Source organism: Polaromonas sp. (assembly GCF_012927455.1).
Classification (GTDB): Bacteria; Pseudomonadota; Gammaproteobacteria; order Burkholderiales; family Burkholderiaceae_C; genus Polaromonas.
The window spans coordinates 286,509-302,552 of record NZ_JABBPE010000015.1 but is presented as its reverse complement, the minus strand read 5'-3'; the positions used below and the strand labels follow the sequence as shown (position 1 = coordinate 302,552).

Annotated in this window: 16 protein-coding genes; 7 read left to right on the top strand and 9 right to left on the bottom strand. The window is 61.5% G+C overall.

Going from position 1 to position 16,044, the window contains the following annotated elements:
• Window positions 1-119: 119 nt before the first annotated feature.
• The 3 genes from rpsO to HHJ18_RS13595 form a co-directional block, all read right to left on the bottom strand.
• The gene (gene rpsO, locus HHJ18_RS13605; RefSeq protein WP_296916101.1) at window positions 120-386 is read right to left on the bottom strand and encodes a 30S ribosomal protein S15; all 267 of its coding nucleotides are present in this window, start codon (window positions 384-386) and stop codon (window positions 120-122) included.
• A 142-nt stretch (window positions 387-528) separates the two neighbouring features.
• Complete coding sequence (locus HHJ18_RS13600) at window positions 529-1,749, bottom strand: pyridoxal phosphate-dependent aminotransferase (RefSeq protein ID WP_296916616.1); 1,221 nt, start codon at window positions 1,747-1,749, stop codon at window positions 529-531.
• Between the two features lie 6 nt (window positions 1,750-1,755).
• Window positions 1,756-3,039 (bottom strand): branched-chain amino acid ABC transporter substrate-binding protein, encoded by a 1,284-nt coding sequence (locus HHJ18_RS13595; RefSeq protein ID WP_296916099.1) that lies wholly within the window; start codon window positions 3,037-3,039, stop codon window positions 1,756-1,758.
• 172 nt (window positions 3,040-3,211) lie between these two features.
• Between HHJ18_RS13595 and HHJ18_RS13590 the strand changes: the two genes are divergently transcribed.
• Window positions 3,212-3,613: an Hsp20/alpha crystallin family protein gene (locus HHJ18_RS13590; RefSeq protein WP_296916097.1), complete on the top strand. Its 402-nt coding sequence runs from the start codon at window positions 3,212-3,214 to the stop codon at window positions 3,611-3,613.
• Window positions 3,614-3,641: 28 nt separating this feature from the next.
• On the opposite strand, the gene tsaD is transcribed toward HHJ18_RS13590, so the two are convergent.
• From tsaD to HHJ18_RS13575, 3 genes are all read right to left on the bottom strand, one after another.
• On the bottom strand, window positions 3,642-4,703 hold the full coding sequence (tsaD, locus tag HHJ18_RS13585; RefSeq protein ID WP_296916095.1) for a tRNA (adenosine(37)-N6)-threonylcarbamoyltransferase complex transferase subunit TsaD: 1,062 nt from the start codon (window positions 4,701-4,703) through the stop codon (window positions 3,642-3,644).
• An 84-nt stretch (window positions 4,704-4,787) separates the two neighbouring features.
• Window positions 4,788-5,135: a hypothetical protein gene (locus tag HHJ18_RS13580; protein WP_296916093.1), complete on the bottom strand. Its 348-nt coding sequence runs from the start codon at window positions 5,133-5,135 to the stop codon at window positions 4,788-4,790.
• Window positions 5,132-6,880, bottom strand: a complete 1,749-nt coding sequence (locus tag HHJ18_RS13575) for a hypothetical protein (RefSeq protein WP_296916091.1) — start codon at window positions 6,878-6,880, stop codon at window positions 5,132-5,134. The genes HHJ18_RS13580 and HHJ18_RS13575 overlap by 4 nt, the downstream gene beginning before the upstream one ends.
• A 225-nt stretch (window positions 6,881-7,105) precedes the next feature.
• Between HHJ18_RS13575 and HHJ18_RS13570 the strand changes: the two genes are divergently transcribed.
• From HHJ18_RS13570 to HHJ18_RS13555, 4 genes are all read left to right on the top strand, one after another.
• Window positions 7,106-7,738, top strand: coding sequence for an ANTAR domain-containing protein (locus tag HHJ18_RS13570; RefSeq protein ID WP_296916089.1), 633 nt, complete (start codon window positions 7,106-7,108; stop codon window positions 7,736-7,738).
• Between the two features lie 378 nt (window positions 7,739-8,116).
• On the top strand, window positions 8,117-9,373 hold the full coding sequence (locus HHJ18_RS13565) for a CmpA/NrtA family ABC transporter substrate-binding protein (protein ID WP_296916088.1): 1,257 nt from the start codon (window positions 8,117-8,119) through the stop codon (window positions 9,371-9,373).
• A gap of 57 nt (window positions 9,374-9,430) precedes the next feature.
• A complete protein-coding gene (ntrB, locus tag HHJ18_RS13560; RefSeq protein ID WP_296916086.1) occupies window positions 9,431-10,405 on the top strand; it encodes a nitrate ABC transporter permease in 975 nt (324 codons plus the stop codon).
• A 42-nt stretch (window positions 10,406-10,447) separates the two neighbouring features.
• On the top strand, window positions 10,448-11,263 hold the full coding sequence (locus HHJ18_RS13555; RefSeq protein WP_296916614.1) for an ABC transporter ATP-binding protein: 816 nt from the start codon (window positions 10,448-10,450) through the stop codon (window positions 11,261-11,263).
• A gap of 209 nt (window positions 11,264-11,472) precedes the next feature.
• On the opposite strand, the gene HHJ18_RS13550 is transcribed toward HHJ18_RS13555, so the two are convergent.
• Both HHJ18_RS13550 and HHJ18_RS13545 read right to left on the bottom strand, forming a co-directional pair.
• Window positions 11,473-13,275 carry a DUF5666 domain-containing protein gene (locus HHJ18_RS13550; RefSeq protein WP_296916085.1) on the bottom strand — a complete coding sequence of 601 codons (1,803 nt, stop codon included), beginning with the start codon at window positions 13,273-13,275 and terminating at the stop codon, window positions 11,473-11,475.
• Window positions 13,272-14,156 carry a DUF6502 family protein gene (locus HHJ18_RS13545; protein ID WP_296916084.1) on the bottom strand — a complete coding sequence of 295 codons (885 nt, stop codon included), beginning with the start codon at window positions 14,154-14,156 and terminating at the stop codon, window positions 13,272-13,274. The genes HHJ18_RS13550 and HHJ18_RS13545 overlap by 4 nt, the downstream gene beginning before the upstream one ends.
• 86 nt (window positions 14,157-14,242) lie before the next feature.
• Between HHJ18_RS13545 and HHJ18_RS13540 the strand changes: the two genes are divergently transcribed.
• Window positions 14,243-14,416 carry a hypothetical protein gene (locus HHJ18_RS13540; protein WP_296916082.1) on the top strand — a complete coding sequence of 58 codons (174 nt, stop codon included), beginning with the start codon at window positions 14,243-14,245 and terminating at the stop codon, window positions 14,414-14,416.
• Between the two features lie 315 nt (window positions 14,417-14,731).
• On the opposite strand, the gene HHJ18_RS13535 is transcribed toward HHJ18_RS13540, so the two are convergent.
• The gene (locus HHJ18_RS13535; protein ID WP_296916081.1) at window positions 14,732-15,160 is read right to left on the bottom strand and encodes a hypothetical protein; all 429 of its coding nucleotides are present in this window, start codon (window positions 15,158-15,160) and stop codon (window positions 14,732-14,734) included.
• Window positions 15,161-15,252: 92 nt separating this feature from the next.
• Here HHJ18_RS13535 and HHJ18_RS13530 point away from each other — a divergent pair, with 92 nt between their 5' ends.
• A complete protein-coding gene (locus HHJ18_RS13530; protein WP_296916080.1) occupies window positions 15,253-15,789 on the top strand; it encodes a hypothetical protein in 537 nt (178 codons plus the stop codon).
• Window positions 15,790-16,044 lie beyond the last annotated feature (255 nt).

Genomic DNA, 16,044 nt, shown 5'->3' with positions numbered 1-16,044 from the left:
GCCTTGCTCCGAAGTAAGTCAGTTATGCCGGGGGGCACTTCTGAAATTTTTTGCATATTTAAACTGCAAAACGCCTGAGCTAGTGAACTAACTCAGGCGCTTCCTGTTGGATTTACCGTTTATTTACGCAGGCCAAGCTTGGCAATCAGCGCAACATAACGGGAAGCATCTTTGGATTTCAGGTAGTCCAGCAGCTTGCGGCGACGGCTCACCATGCGCAGCAGGCCGCGGCGGCCATGGTGGTCTTTGGCATGGGTTTTGAAGTGGGGCATCAATTCATTGATGCGACCGGTCAGCAGGCCAACTTGAACTTCAGGACTGCCGGTGTCCGTGGCGGAACGGGCATTGTCTTTAACAATCTCGGCCTTGATTGATTTTGCGATCATGGATTTTCCTCTTGCAACTTGTGTTGCACTTGCGAGCGAGGCAGTGTTTCCCACTATTGGGAGGTGACCACCTTCGTCGTGATATCTGCCAAAAAGCCTGATGCTTCTTCGGTCCAAGCCCTTTGTAACGCAGAGCCTTGGATTATAGCCCAAGCCAACGCCTGAGCCGGCCCACGCCCTGCTCCAGCCTGGCGACATCCCGGCTGGCAAAACACCAGCGCAGCCAGCCTTGCGCCTCGGCTGTGGGGTTGACCATGAAAGCGTTGCCCGGTGCCAGCCCCAGCCCGGCCTCCACGACCAGCCGCTTGGCAGTCTCCAGCGAGTCGCCAAAGCGCTGCTGGTCCACCAGCCTGAAAAAGGCGTACATACCGCCTCTGGCCGGCGCGACCTCGACACCCGGCACAGCCTGCAGCTGTGGCACCAGCGTGTCCCGGCAAATTTTGAGGTGTGCCACCAGCTGCGGCGTGACGTCGCCGGTTCTTTGCAGCGCGACCAAGCCCGCCCGCTGAATAAAAACCGGTGCGCAGGACGTGTTGAACTCCACCAGCTTGCCCACCTGCGGCGTTATGGCCGGCGGCATCACCAACCAGCCCAGGCGCCACCCCGTCATCAAAAAGCTCTTGGAAAAACTGTGCACAACGACCAGCCGGTCCTCGGGGTTGGCGATGTCCAGAAAACTCGGCGCGCAGCCATTGATGGTGTCTTCAAAGTAAAGCCGCTCATAGACCTCGTCCGCCAGAATCCAGCTGCCGGTGCGCCGGCAGTGCGCCAGAATCGTCTCTTGCTCGGCTCGGCTCAAGGTCCAGCCGGTCGGGTTATTCGGCGCGTTGACGATCAATAGCCGGGTCTTGTCGGTGATTGCGGCCAGCAGCGCGGCCATGTCCAGCTGCCACTGACCAGCCACCGGTTTGAGGCTCACGCATTTGACGACCGCCCCCATGATGGCGGGCTGGGCAATCAGGTTGGGCCACACCGGCGTCACTACCACCACCTCGTCGCCCGCATCGACCAGCGCCTGCACGGCCAGCATCAGGGCGTTCACTCCACCGGAGGTGACGGCGATGCGCTCGGCGCCGATGGCTGTGGCGCCCGGGGTGCGCAGCGCCGTCGCGTAGCGTGCGATGGCTTCGCGCAGCTCAGGCAAACCGAGGTTGTGGGCGTAGAAAGTCTCGCCCTGCTGCAGCGAGGCGACAGCGGCATCGCGGATAAACGCCGGCGTGACCTCATCGCTCTCGCCAAACCAGAACTTCAGCACATCGCTACGCCCCATGCCCGCATTGGCCACCTGGCGGATCATCGATTCTTCAAGATTCAAAACTGCCTGTCTCATGCCAGCCTTTCGTTTTTTTTGAACGGGTTCGATGAAGCTTCAGGGCCGCACCATCTTGCAGCCGTGCGGCTGCTCGGCACGCTCGGGTGCAATCGTCTTGATGACACGAAATCCGTAACCCGATCCTTCAACGTCAAACTTCACGCCAGGCGCGCCCTGCCGCCCCATCAGCGCCACCTGCAGCGGCTGCTGGAACTGATGATCAGCGGCACGCATCGTGCCGCGCTGACCTGAAAGACTGACGGTGGCCCGCTCCAGCTGTGCAGCCACGGCAGTTGCATCGCTGACGCCGGCCCTCTCGAAACTTTGCGCCAGCGCTTCAATCATCAGCTGCATGCGCATGTGCACGTAGTCGTCCTGCGGCTTGGGAAAGCGCTGGCGGAACGATTGATAGAAGGTCTCCGATGGCACGCCGTCAGCATTGGGAAACCACTCGGCCACCGCGATCACCTTGTTGACGCCGGCATCGCCCAGTGCGGCCGGCACGCCCAGCGCATTGCCGTAAAACGTGTAGAACTTGCCTTCGTAGCCGACCTCTTTCGCCGCCTTGATCAACAGTGTCAAATCGTTGCCCCAGTTGCCTGTCAGCACCGCCTGCGCGCCGCTGGCCTTGATTTTCACGGCATAGGGAATGAAGTCCTTGACGCGGCCCATCGCGTGCAGCTCGTCACCGACGATTTGCACGTCAGGCCGCTGCGCGCCTAGCTGTTTGCGCGCCTCCTTCAGCACGGCCTGGCCAAAGCTGTAGTCCTGGCCAATCAGGTAAACCTTTTTGACGGCCTTGTCGTCTTTCAGCACCTCCATCAGCGCGGCCATGCGCATGTCGGCATGGGCGTCAAAACGGAAATGCCAGTAACTGCATTTTTCATTCGTCAAGATGGGATCGACCGCCGAATAATTGAGGAACAGCACGCGCTTGCCTGGCTCGCGCTCGTTGTGTTTGTTGATGGCATCGATTAGCACCGCTGCAACGGCCGACGAATTGCCTTGGGCAATCACCGTCACGCCATCGTCAATTGCTGAGCGCAGTGCCGCCAGCGCGTCCTCGGCCTGGCCTTTGCTGTCATAGCGCTCAACCAGCAGTTCGCGCGCACCGGCCTTGAGTTTGACGCCACCGCGCGCATTGACACGTTCGCTCGCCCAGACGAGGTTGCGAAACACGGCTTCACCGGTGTTGGCAAACGGCCCGGACAGGCTTTCAATCAGCGCAATACGAAGGGGTGGAAGAGGTGAAAGGATGGGCTGGGTTGCCGGCTGCGCCGCTGCGGCCAGCGCGGCGCCCAGGCCTAGGGCCAGCAGCGCAGGTTTCAAGAGCTTTCGCATTAAAAAATACATTCCAAATCCATCCTTCTTTTCACTTGAATAAATCGTTCGCACACTTAACTGAGGTGCAAGCGGCAATCACGGTGAGCGCCGCGCATCTTAGGGGAAGCAGCGGTTTAACGCAGCCGTTTAATTTAGCTTTTCCCCTTGTTCACCCATCAAGGAAACAACCATGTTTTATTCAGTCGCGACCCGCCCTGCCCGCAGTTTTAACGGCAGCTACGCGCCCGCCGCAAGCCATCAGGCCCTTCAAAAATTTCTCAGCGACACCGTCTCTTCTCTCGCCGGTACCGGCGCGGCCCAGCCCGCTGAAGTGCAAGACTTGGAGAAAACCTACAGCCTGCAACTTGATGTTCCCGGCATTGCCAAAGAGCAGTTGGACATCGGCATTGAAGGCGACGTGGTGCGCGTGTCCAGCAAGGCTGACGCCGCCCGCAGTGTCAAAGCGGCCTGGCGTTTTCCGCTGGAGATTGACGTGGCGAGCAGCAGCGCCAAACTCGAAAACGGGGTGTTGACGCTCAGCCTTGGCAAGAAAATACCAGTCAGCAACGTCAGCCAGCTTGTTGTTGAATAGAGATTGAATCAAGCAGGCGAACAGCAGATCAACCGGCAAAGGCCGGTTCAGCTTGCAGTTCAGCAAGATTCCAGCGCGGCCTCACATCAAAAGTGTAGCCGCGCTGCGGCTTGTCCAATTTCACTAGCCCCGCCTGCAGGCGCATGCCCGCGGCCAGGGCAATCATGGCGCCGTTGTCGGTGCAAAATTCCAGCTCGGGGTAATGCACGCGCACACCGCGCTGCTGGCAGCCGGCGTTGAGCTGGCTGCGCAGCAAGGCATTGGCGCCCACACCGCCCGCCACCACCAGTCGCTTCAGTCCGGTCTGCGCCATGGCGCTCAATGATTTTTTAACCAGCACCTCGACGATGGCCGCCTGCGCGGAGGCCGCCAGGTCGGCCTTGCGGCTTTCCAGTTCAAGCCCGAGTTTTTTAGCCTGCGTCAGCACTGCGGTTTTCAGGCCGGCAAAAGAAAAATCCAGGTTGCCGTTGTGCAGCAGCGGGCGCGGCAGCTTGAAAGCCGCGCCGTCACCCTGCAGCGCCAGTTTGGCCAGATGCGGCCCACCGGGATAAGGCAAGCCCATCAGCTTGGCCGATTTGTCAAAGGCCTCGCCGGCGGCGTCGTCAATGGTTTCGCCCAGCAATTCGTAGCTGCCCACCCGGTCAACCCGCATCAACTGGGTATGGCCGCCTGAGACCAGCAGCGCCACAAACGGAAACTCCGGCGGGTCGGCGCTCAGAAAAGGCGACAGCAGATGGCCCTCCAGATGGTGCATGCCCAGCACCGGCTTGCCCAGCGCAGCGGCCAGCGCGCAGGCCACGCCCGCGCCCACCAGCAGCGCGCCCGCCAGGCCGGGCCCGCGGGTATAGGCGATCAAATCGACTTGGCCCAGCGCGCGCTGCGCCTGCGCCATCACCTCCTGCGTCAGCGGCAGCACACGCCGGATATGGTCGCGGCTGGCCAGTTCGGGCACCACGCCGCCGTAGGCTTGGTGCATGACGATCTGGCTGTACAAGGCGTGCGCCAGCAGGCGCGGCACCGCGCCGCAGGCGGTGTCCACCAGCGCCACACCCGTTTCGTCGCAACTCGATTCAATTCCCAGTACAAGCATGCGGCAAGTGTAAGGTTTGGATTGTTGGCAGAATCTGCAGCGCATTGCTCTGGCCGCAACACCGCCCAAGTGTGCGGTGCAACTTCAAGGCGCTACGACGACCCGGGAAGGCTGGATTTGCTCGAAGCTCAGGTACTTCGCTTGGCGACGTCCCTCAATGCTGACGCGATGGTTTTGCGCCTGCTGAAAGGTCGCGACCTGCTCCGGGGTTGGTGAGGCGATCTTCCAGACGCGCCCCTTATCGTCCGTCACCGCCCACCAGGCGCCCGGCTGCGAACCTTTCAGCGTTAAATGGCCTGAGACGCTGACATCGGCACTGTCGCGGCTCGGCTTGCCGGCACCGTTGCCACAGGCGGTCAGCACCAGCGCCGAGACTAGCAGCAGGCAGTGCAGGCCGGCCACAGCACGCGCAGAAAACGCTGGCGCTTTCATTGGATGACCAGCGTCAGCGTGGTGCGGGCCGGCACCAGCACGCCATTGCGGACGTAGCTGGTTTTTCCGGCGGCGATGGTGTCGCGCTGGTAGGTTTGGGATGTTGCGGTGTAGCCCGAGGCAAGTGCGGCAGGCGGCCGCGGGCCTGAAGCCGAAAGGTCATTGGCTTGCAGCGTATAACCGCCTGCCTTCACACTGGGGTAGCCATAGCCAGCGGGTGCACCAGCAGCGGGAAGCTGGCCAAAAACGGTCGCGCCAAAACGGGAAAATTCATCGCTAAAGCCCGCGCCTCCATTGGCCTTGATTAATCCATCCAGACAGTCATAGCTGGTCCGCGCCGGCGCCGAGGCAGTGGCGGGCGCGTCACTGCAGGACGTGATCAGTTGCTGGTAAATAACCAGACCGTAGCGGCGATTGAGGAAAGCGCCAAACCCGCCGCCCAACCCGTAGTGCGGTGAGGAGTCCAGCAGCGCCGTCGGCCAATTGAGGTAGCTGACATTGCCTCCGGCCTTCAGATAGGCCGGTAGCCGAACGCTCATGATTTTGTTGTAGCCGCCAACAATGACTGCAGGTGCCACGATGTCCTCTGTCATCATCGCTGCAGTCTCTTCCAGCCAGGTGTCGTGGGCAACGCCACGCACCACCGCACGCTGGTAAAAGTTCACCATGTGGGTGGATTCATGCAGGAGTGTGGACGTCGTGAAATTAAGGTCGATTTTCAATTGGTCAGCGTTGACAAAAAACGCGAGCGCTTCGTTTGAACTGGCGCGAGAAGTTTTAAGCAGGTTGTTGCCGGCAAAGAAATAGCCCGCCCAGCCGATGTTGGGGGGGACATTGAGCAGCACGACATTGACGTCTTGCAGGGAAGGCGTGTCTTGAATGACGTCAATGAACCTAGACGCGGCAGAACCCCAAACGTCATTAAGCAGCGCGGGCGCGGTAAGTTGTGCCAGGCCTCCACCACTACCGGAAGGGCCGCAGTACGAATCCTGCATGGCTTTCAGTGCGACATCCAACGCAGGCTGGGTGAATTTTCCCGACGCTACGATGTTCGGATCGACCCACCACACCACCTTGCGACCGGTCGGCAAGGCGCACACAAACTGCGCGCTGGTTGGGTAGGAAACAGGCGTTGCCGGAAAGTTGTCGATCCAGCTTTTGTTCGTTCCCACCGCCGGAGAAAACGACAACCGCGCCACGCCGGGCAAGCTGCTGGCCAGGTCGCTGGACGCGTGGGTGGTGGTGCGCGACCGTATAAGCCCGCTTGCCACCGCGCGGTTTTTATCCAGCATTTGCGTGTGTGCATCGTCGTGACCGGCTGGCTTGGCCGCTGCGCCGGCAAAACTAGCGGCCTCGGCGCCCGCTGATGCAGGTGCCAACGCAGGCGTGACCGGCGATGCAAGCACGCCCGACGAGGGCGGGCTCGCCGTCGCCTGCGAGCCATTGGAAAAAACCAGCGTGGCGGTTTTTCCGGCCGGCACGCCGGCGATGTCGACATTGAACCTGACGTCGGCGCCTGAGGTGTTGTTGAAGCGCCAGACGCCAATGCCAGAGCCGCTGTAGGTATTGGCGTTGACGGCTGCGCAACTGCCCCCGCCGCACTCTGGCGTGAGCGCGCCTGCCAGTGCAGGCTCAGGGGCAGCATTCGGGCCGTCGCCCCCTCCTCCTCCACCGCAGGACACCAGGGTCAGGCAAACAAGCGGGACGAACAGGGACTTGATGGACAAGGTGGTCAAGGGCTTCATGTGAGCTTGGAAGTTGTTGTTGATGGCGAGTTCCCCAGAGTGGGGAATAACTGCGCGGGGTATCTTGCCTGGCACTCTTTTTCATGGCCGCCGATTCATTGGGTCGCGCGGTTCTCCGTACGCAAGGGTTATAGCATTGTTGGCATTCGGCGCTGCCATGCTGCGAGAGGGCGCGCCGCACCTACCTGTCCCAAATATTTGGCTCAAATCTTGCATCGATGGCGCATGACTTCCTCCCAGTCCCTGCGCCTTGTCGTGATTGCCCCCGATCTGGTGGACGCGGCAGCTGACGACGCCCCGGCAAGCGCGCTGGCCGAACGCTCGCGCAAGCTGCGCATTGGCTTGCTGGAAAACGGCTACAACATCGTCGCGGTGTTGCCGGTGGACACTTTTCTCTCCGAACGTCTCGCCCAGTTGCAGCCCGACATGATCATCGTGGACGCGGAGAGCGAAGCCAGAGACGCGCTGGAGCATGTGGTGATGGCGACCCGCGAGGCACGGCGACCAATTGTGCTTTTTACCAATGACAGCGACACCAGCCACGTCAGGGCTGCCGTGGCAGCGGGCGTTTCGGCCTATATCGTGGCCGGCCTGTCGCCCGAGCGCATACGTCCGATTCTGGATGTGGCCATGGCGCGCTTTGAGCACGAACAAGACCTGCGCAGCGAACTGGCCAGTGCCAAAACCGAGTTGCAGGACCGCAAGGTCATAGACCGCGCCAAAAGCCTGCTGATGCAGCGGCAAAACCTCGATGAGGCGGCGGCCTACGCCAGGCTGCGAAAGGCCGCGATGGACAAGGGCCTGCGGCTTGGCGAAGTGGCGCAGCGCATGCTGGACGCCGCCGATCTGCTGGGCTGAGCTGGCTTGCTACCGTTTCGGTTCGACGCTGAAATGGTGCACCGCACAACTACGGTGCGTCTGGCCGTGCGTCCGTAGCCTTTTGGACGCTTCCAAATTCAGACAATTCAGCCTTCCGCGTTGCTATTTTTTTGATAGCTACTTGCGCCCGTCTCTATTGGGCTAGAGGCACATTTAATCATTTTTTTTGGCCATTTCCTCAATCCCCGGTTGCTTGGCACAGGTATTGCACTGAGTGAGCCAAGAGGCAGTTCACTTCAACGGCGAAGCGAAAGGCCTCCAGGAACAACGGCGTTCGCACCGGGCAATCACGACTTCAAAGTGACCCAGGTCGAGCGCCTTTTTTGTTTTCAGTTTTCTTTTTTCGGAGCCAACGCCATGACAGACCTGCTTAGATCCTCGTTGACACGCCGTACCGTTCTGCAAGCTGCCACCGTCGGTGCCGTCGGTATCAACCCCGCGCTACGTGCCGCCGTGTACGCCCAGGGCTCAGACGCGCCGGAAAAGAAGGAAGTGCGGATCGGCTTCATTCCGCTGACCGATTGCGCCTCGGTGGTGATGGCGTCGGTGCTAGGCATAGACAAGAAATACGGCGTCACCATCATTCCGACCAAAGAAGCCAGCTGGGCCGGCGTGCGCGACAAGCTGGTCAATGGCGAACTTGACTTTGCCCATGTGCTCTACGGCCTGGTCTACGGCGTGCACCTGGGCACGGCCGGCCCCAAGAAAGACATGGCCGTCTTGATGACGCTGAACAACAACGGCCAGGCCATCACCCTGAGCAAGAAAATTGCCGACAAGGGCGGAGTTGACGGCGCGGGCCTGGCCAAACTGATGGCTTCCGACAAGCGCGACTACACCTTTGCGCAGACCTTCCCCACCGGCACGCACGCCATGTGGCTTTACTACTGGCTGGCCGCCAACGGCGTCAACCCTATGAAAGACGCCAAAGTCATCACCGTGCCGCCGCCGCAAATGGTGGCTAACATGCGCGTCGGCAATATGGACGGCTTTTGCGTCGGAGAGCCTTGGGGCCAGCGCGCCATCATGGACGGCATCGGCGTGACCGCCATCACCACGCAAGACATCTGGAAAGACCATCCGGAAAAAGTGTTGGGCACGACCGCCGCCTTCGTCAAGGAGTATCCCAACACGGCGCGTGCCGTCACTGCCGCCATTCTGGAGGCAGGCAAATGGATTGATGCCAGCCTGGCCAACAAGAACAAGATGGCCGAAACCATTGCCAACAAGAGCTATGTCAACACCAGCGTGGACGCCATCAACCAGCGCATTCTGGGGCGTTACCAGAACGGCCTGAGCGGCTCACTTGCCAAGACCTGGGACGACCCGAACCACATGAAGTTCTCAGGCGACGGCGCGGTCAACTTCCCCTACTTGTCCGACGGCATGTGGTTTTTAACGCAGCACAAGCGCTGGGGCCTGCTGAAGGAGCACCCCGACTATCTGGCCGTGGCCAAACAGATCAACCAGATCGACATTTACAAGCAGGCCGCCAGCGCCGCCAAGGTGAGCGTACCCAAGGACGCGATGCGCAGCAGCAAGCTGATGGACGGCACGGTCTGGGACGGCAAGGAGCCCAAAAAGTATGCCGACAGCTTCAAGGTTCACGCCTGAGCCTGCCGAACTCTCACTTGAACTTCCACCTGAATAGCCACTTGAAGAGGTGCCACCATGGTCAGTGCCGTAGCCCATTCCCCGCGCAGTTCCGCCCTGCCCACAAGCCGCAGCAGCCCCCGAGATGCTACACATTTAATAGCTAGCAGCGCCCTTGAAACGGGGGCTGCAGGCCTGAATGATGGTAAAAGCAGCACCCAGACGACGACGCAGGCGGCCGCTGCTGCAGCGGCGGCACGTCGGCCCTGGGACAGCACCTTTATCTGGCAACGCCTGCTGCCGCCGCTGCTGGGCCTGGGCCTGCTGGCGCTGCTCTGGGAACTGGTTTCCCTGGGCACGGCCGCCAGTATCCCCTCGCCCAGGGACACGTTCTGGCAAGCGGTGCAGATCTTCAGCAACCCGTTTTACAGCCAGGGGCCCAATGACCAGGGCATTGGCTGGAACATTCTTTCGTCGCTGAAACGCGTGGCGCTGGGCTTTGGCCTGGCGGCCATCGTCGGCATTCCGGTCGGTTTCCTGATTGGCCGCTTCACCTTTTTGGGCCGCATGTTCAACCCGCTGATCAGCCTGCTGCGCCCGGTGTCGCCGCTGGCCTGGCTGCCGATTGGCCTGCTGGTGTTCAAGGGCGCCAACCCGGCCGCCATCTGGACCATCTTCATCTGCTCGATCTGGCCCATGATCATCAACACCGCCGTCGGCGTGCAGCGGGTGCCGCAGGACTACATGAACGTGGCGCGCGTGCTCAATCTGAGCGAGTGGAAGATCGTCACCAAAATCCTCTTCCCCGCCGTGCTGCCCTACATGCTGACTGGCGTGCGGCTGGCCGTAGGCACCGCCTGGCTAGTGATTGTGGCGGCCGAAATGCTGACAGGCGGCGTCGGCATCGGCTTCTGGGTCTGGGACGAGTGGAACAACCTCAACGTCAAGAACATCATCATCGCGATTTTCGTGATTGGCGTCGTCGGACTGGTGCTGGAATACGCGCTGATCCGGCTGGCCACGGCGTTTACGTTTGAAGAAGTCAAGAACTGACCTGGACCCAATCAACCGGGGAACACAACCATGAAGACCTCCATGCACAACCCAGTCAACGCCAGGTACATCAACATCCAAGGCGTCGAGCAAACCTTCAAGACCAAGAACGGGCCGTTCTGCGCGCTGCAAAACATCAACCTCACGGTTGCCAAGGGCGAATTTGTTGCGCTGATCGGCCATTCGGGCTGCGGCAAATCGACGCTGCTCAACCTGCTGGCCGGCTTGAGCATGCCTACCCAGGGCGTGCTGCTGTGCGCCAACCGCGAAATCGCTGGACCCGGCCCGGAGCGCGCCGTGGTGTTTCAGAACCATTCGCTATTGCCCTGGCTAACCTGTTTTGAAAACGTCTATCTCGCGGTGGAACGGGTGTTTTCCGCAACGGAAAACAAGGCCCAGCTCAAGGCGCGCACCGATGCGGTGCTGGCCATGGTCGGCTTGAGCGCGGCGGCGCAGAAACGTCCGGGCGAGATTTCGGGCGGCATGAAGCAGCGCGTCGGCATTGCGCGCGCCCTGGCGATGGAGCCCAAGGTGTTGCTGCTTGACGAGCCCTTCGGCGCGCTCGATGCGCTGACGCGCGCCAAGCTGCAGGACGAGCTCTTGCAGATCGTCGCCAACACGCAAAGCACGGTCGTGATGGTGACGCACGATGTGGACGAAGCGGTGCTGCTGAGCGACCGCATCGTGATGATGACCAACGGCCCGTCGGCCACGATTGGCGAAGTGCTGACTGTGCAGCTGCCGCGTCCACGCAATCGCGTCGCGCTGGCGGAAAGTGCGCCCTACCAGCACTACCGCAAGGCGGTCATGGACTTTTTGTACACGCGCCAGGCGCATGTGGAAAAGCTGACGGCCTGAAGGGCTGGGAGCCGGAGTCATTGCCGGCGCTGGCCGCCTTGCCGCGCGTTAGGGCGCACCCTCCGGCATTTTGTGTGCCATCAAAAACGTAGCAAACAGTTTCCGTGGCTCATGCACCAGGGGCGTATTTCATTACCAGAATAGCACCAGACGCGGACAGTGCCGGGCGGAGTCGCGCCATGGTTCATGGTTGGGAGCGATGCAGACGGTCACCGCTTGCCTCCGCCACCTCCGCCGCTGCCGCTGCCGCCCGATGAACCGCCGCTACCCGACGAACCACCACCGGAGGAACCACTGCCGGACGATCCCGACGAACCGCTGCCGGAACCACTGCCTGATGATCCCGATGAACCGCTACTGGAACCACTGCCTGATGATCCCGATGAACCGCTACCGGAACCACTGCCGGACGATCCCGACGAACCGCTACCGGAACCACTGCCGGACGATCCCGACGAACCGCTACCGGAACCACTGCCGGACGATCCCGATGAACCGCTGCCAGAGGAACCTTTGCCTGACGATCCCGATGAACCGCTGCCGGACGAGCCGGAGCCGGAGCCGGAGCCGGACTTCGAGCCCGAGCCATCGTCGCCGCCCGAGCTGCCTTTGCCGCGGCTGCCGTCCGAACTGTCCGAACTGCTCCCCTTACCGCTGCTCGAGGTACTGCTTCTGCCGCTGCTCGCACCGTCCGCGCCCGAGCCGGATCCACCGCCCCTGACATCAACCCGATCCACCGTGATGCGCTGATCCGCACCGACCCGGCCCCTGACCTGGACCCGCTGATCAATCGCCAGCGGACTGCCACTGGGGCCCGAAATCTGCACGTTGGGCGCCAACGTCATCAGGTTGCTGCCCAGGCTAAGTTCGCTCCCGCTCAAGGCATGCACGTAACCTTCCAGAACCACGTTGTCGACACGGCCCACACTCTGGCGCGTCGGTTCAAGCTCAATCGCCTGGGCGAGCAGTCGGGTGCCGGTCCAGCTGCCGCGCACCACCACTTCGGAGCCCGTTACCGCGCCGCCCGGCAAGCTCAGGTTACCCAGACCAACGCGGGTACCGTGCAGCGTGAAGCCACCAACATCGACCTCGCCGATCTGCCCGCTGATCTGCGCCCGCGCCCGCGCGGCAGTCGGCTCAACGCGCGACGCCGCCACCTCACCCGACGCCAGCCTGTACCCGCTCACCTGTACCCAGTCACCCGGTTTCAGGTTGGACAGATCGCCGGGATTGTTGACACGCACCGATTGGCCCAGCAGTTCGAGCTGGCCCGTGGCTGCATCAGCCCGACTGACCGGACCGACGACGACATGAATCACGGCGATGTTGCTCGCCGAGAGTTGCGCCCCCGCGCCTGCGGCCCGCACCGCAACCACTTGGCCCACCGCCAGTTCGCCCGCCGTGGCACCGCGGCCATCGGCGAACACTGGGGTGCTGGCGTCATACTGGACTTCCAGCCCGTTGACACAAATGCTGGCAAACCCGGTGATCACACCGACGATGCCGGTGCCGCCCATGCCGCCCGTAACGCCGTTGCGGATGCCGGTACCACCAATGCCCGGGCGACCTCCCGCCACTGCTTCGTCACGCCGCGCGCCAGTGCCTCCCATGCCGCCGCTACTAATACCCGAACCACCAATACCGGGGCGTCCCGCGACCGCCTCGTCACGCGGCGCACCAGTACCACCCATACCGCCGCTGCTGATACCTGAACCGCCGACGCCGGGACGGCCCGCGACAGCCTCATCACGCGGCGCACCAGTGCCGCCCATGCCGCCGTTGCTGATGCCGGTGCCGCCAATGCCGCCGGTTTGCCCCGTGATGACGTCGGTACGCGGCGCACCGGTGCCGCCGAAACCAGGAGATAAGGCCGCTGCCGGGTTGACCAGCGACGCTTGGGAGTCGCACATGTTTTGCGCCTGCACGGGCGAGCAGAAAATGACTGCAGCGACCAGCGCTGTCACTGAATATCGCATGACACCCTGCGGCAAGGAGTGAGAGTTGGAATTCACGGCGCGTTCCTTAATGCCTGCCCTGCGGTTGGTAATTCGTCTTTGGCAGGCGTCGCCGGCTCAGCATAAAAGTAAATGCCAAAGGTCATGCGCTGGCGCGGCGCGCTGCTGCTCGCGTCGGCCGCTTCCAGCGCCATGGCGCTCTTGTTGATAGCCAACAGAGCTTCCATGCCGACCTGCCCCGACTGCGCGGCCAGTGCCGCCACCGAGTTGGCGCTCAGCGCGTCGTAATGCACGGTTCGCTCAAGAAACGGCTTGCCGGCGCCAATCAGGTTGTGCGCCGCTGCGGCCGCGTGGTCGTGCAGGTTGTGGCCAAAGTAGTAGGCTTTTTCATCGAAGCCTTCAGCTGGAATAAAGGCTTCAACATTCAGGCAGACGCGGTGCGCTTCGTCGAAACGCACCACCCCCAGGCGCAGCCACTCGTCAAGCACGACGCGCGGCCGGATGTCGCTGTTGACGCCGGCAACCAATGCCTCGAACGACATACTTCCGCCTTCGCTGACAAACCGCGTCAGCGGCTTGGGCCGGTTGTTTTCATCCAGATACTGGACAGACCCCAGCCAGACGGCCACCAGTTGCGCGCCCAGCGACACCACAGAGGGCACGATTTCGGCGTCAGAGGCCATTTCCTGGCGCAGCCGATTGACCTCTTTGCGATGCACGCCCGACACCAGGCTGACGCGGCTGTCGGTCGGTAGTTTCTGGTCCAGTCGGAAATCCTTGTCGGACACGTCCACAAAAAGTGCTTTTAGCAGATCGGCAAGGTAGGGGTAAGTGATGCCGCGCGCGAGCATCAACCTGACCATCGGGCGCAACACACGACGCAAGGCCAGAACGAGCGCCGGCGAAGGCGTGGTGGCGGGAGTTTGCGGAGTCAGCATTTGGATAAATGGCCTTGTGTTAACTCACTATATCACATGACGTGGGAAAATATTCCACGTACATTGCCTGCCGTGCAATTCACCCCATGAATTCCCTTGAAATGACCGGCTATCTCGCTGCGGAGCAAGCACCTATGCGTCCGAACTTCAGCGGCAGTGCACAACAAATTTATTTTAACTACAAAACAGCGCGAGTTCCCATATCTGTTGCGCAAGCAGCTATTGAAATTATAGCAATAACGCTTTGCTGGGCGTGTTAAGCGGCGGCTCTTCTGAACTGAAAAAGTTTGTTTGGCGACAGGGCCGGCAGCTGCCAGCAAGTCAGCGTGCAAGCGAAGACCGACTTTGCAGATCGCTTTAATTACAGGCTGCAAAATTAATCTGTGGGAAATAGTTACACAAATATTCTTGACGTAGTGTTTTTTTCGAATACATTCGAAGTGTGCGTGGGAAATAATCACACACAAACGCGGAGCAAAAGAAGAGATGGCGAACGCAAACCGGCTTTTCGGCCAGCGCTTGCTTCAATCGACCAGGATTGACTTTTTTATGTTTCTGGTGGTTTTTCAAACTTTTTATTCAGGAGAATCTTTCATGTTCAACCTCAGAAAAATTGCAGTGGCAATAGCAACGGTGGTAGCAGTTGGTTTGGTCGCAACGCCGGTCATGGCTCGCGGCGGTGACGGCGGTGGAGGCTCGGGTAGCGGCGGCGGCGGCTCGGGTAGCGGCGGTGGTGGCAGTTCGGGCGGCGGCAACTCCGGAGGAGGATCTAGCAGCGGCAATTCCGGTGGCGGATCTAGCAGCGGCAACTCCGGTGGCGGATCTAGCAGCAGCAACTCCGGTGGCGGATCTAGCAGCAGCAACTCCGGTGGCGGATCTAGCAGCGGCAACTCGGCCGGCGGCTCGTCCAATGGCGGCAACTCTGCAGGTAACTCCAATTCAGGCGGCGGCAAATCCGCGAACAGTGGCTCGGACAGCCGTGGCGGCGCAAGCGCCAGTGACAACAGCCGAGGCCGCAGCTCAGACAATTCTGTAGGAAGCCGTGGCCGCAGTGCTGACGATTCGGTAAGCGGTCGCACGCGTAGTCGCGGTACCGATGACGCGCCTGGTCATGTACGTGGCGCTGACGACGCACCTGGTTACGCCCGCCAGCCCCGCGCCGCTGAGGACGCACCTGGTTACGCCCGCCAGCCCCGCGCCGCTGAGGACGCACCTGGTTACGCCCGCCAGCCTCGCGCCGCTGAAGACGCACCTGGTTATGCCCGCCAGCCCCGCGCCGCTGAAGACGCACCTGGTTACGCCCGCCAGCCTCGCGCCGCTGAAGACGCACCTGGTTATGCCCGCCAGCCTCGCGCCGCTGAAGACGCACCTGGCCGTGTCCGCGGTGCCTATGATGCTGCCGGTCGCGCCCGCCAAGCTGACAACACGCCTACCGGCCGCCTGTAATAGCGATATCCGGGCGGTGAGGCGCTGCAGTCCTGCAGTTTCTCATCGCCCGGGCAAATTAGCTGGCTGTGCTGGCAAAGTAATCAAGGCCTTGCCAGCCGGGGCTTACCGCCCGGTCCCCAACACAATTGCAGGCGGGCCAGCACATGGCTCGCCCCCAACAACACATCCATCACAACAACGCTGACCGGCAAGATCGCGCCGCTCGCGTCCACCTGGTTTAGGTGAAAAATCAGGCGCTAGCCCATTATTTACGGGCGCTAGCAGCTCTCACTTTGATAGCAACATCAAATCGATGCGCCGCCTCACAAGTATGGCCCGGCGAGCCCACGCGAAGCGGGCGACGACGCCTCAACGGCCAGTGCCCCAACACCACTCCTATCGCGCCGTGGTTGCAGCACCGGCCGGCACGTCGCCGACCATGCAGCTCAGCACGAAGCCA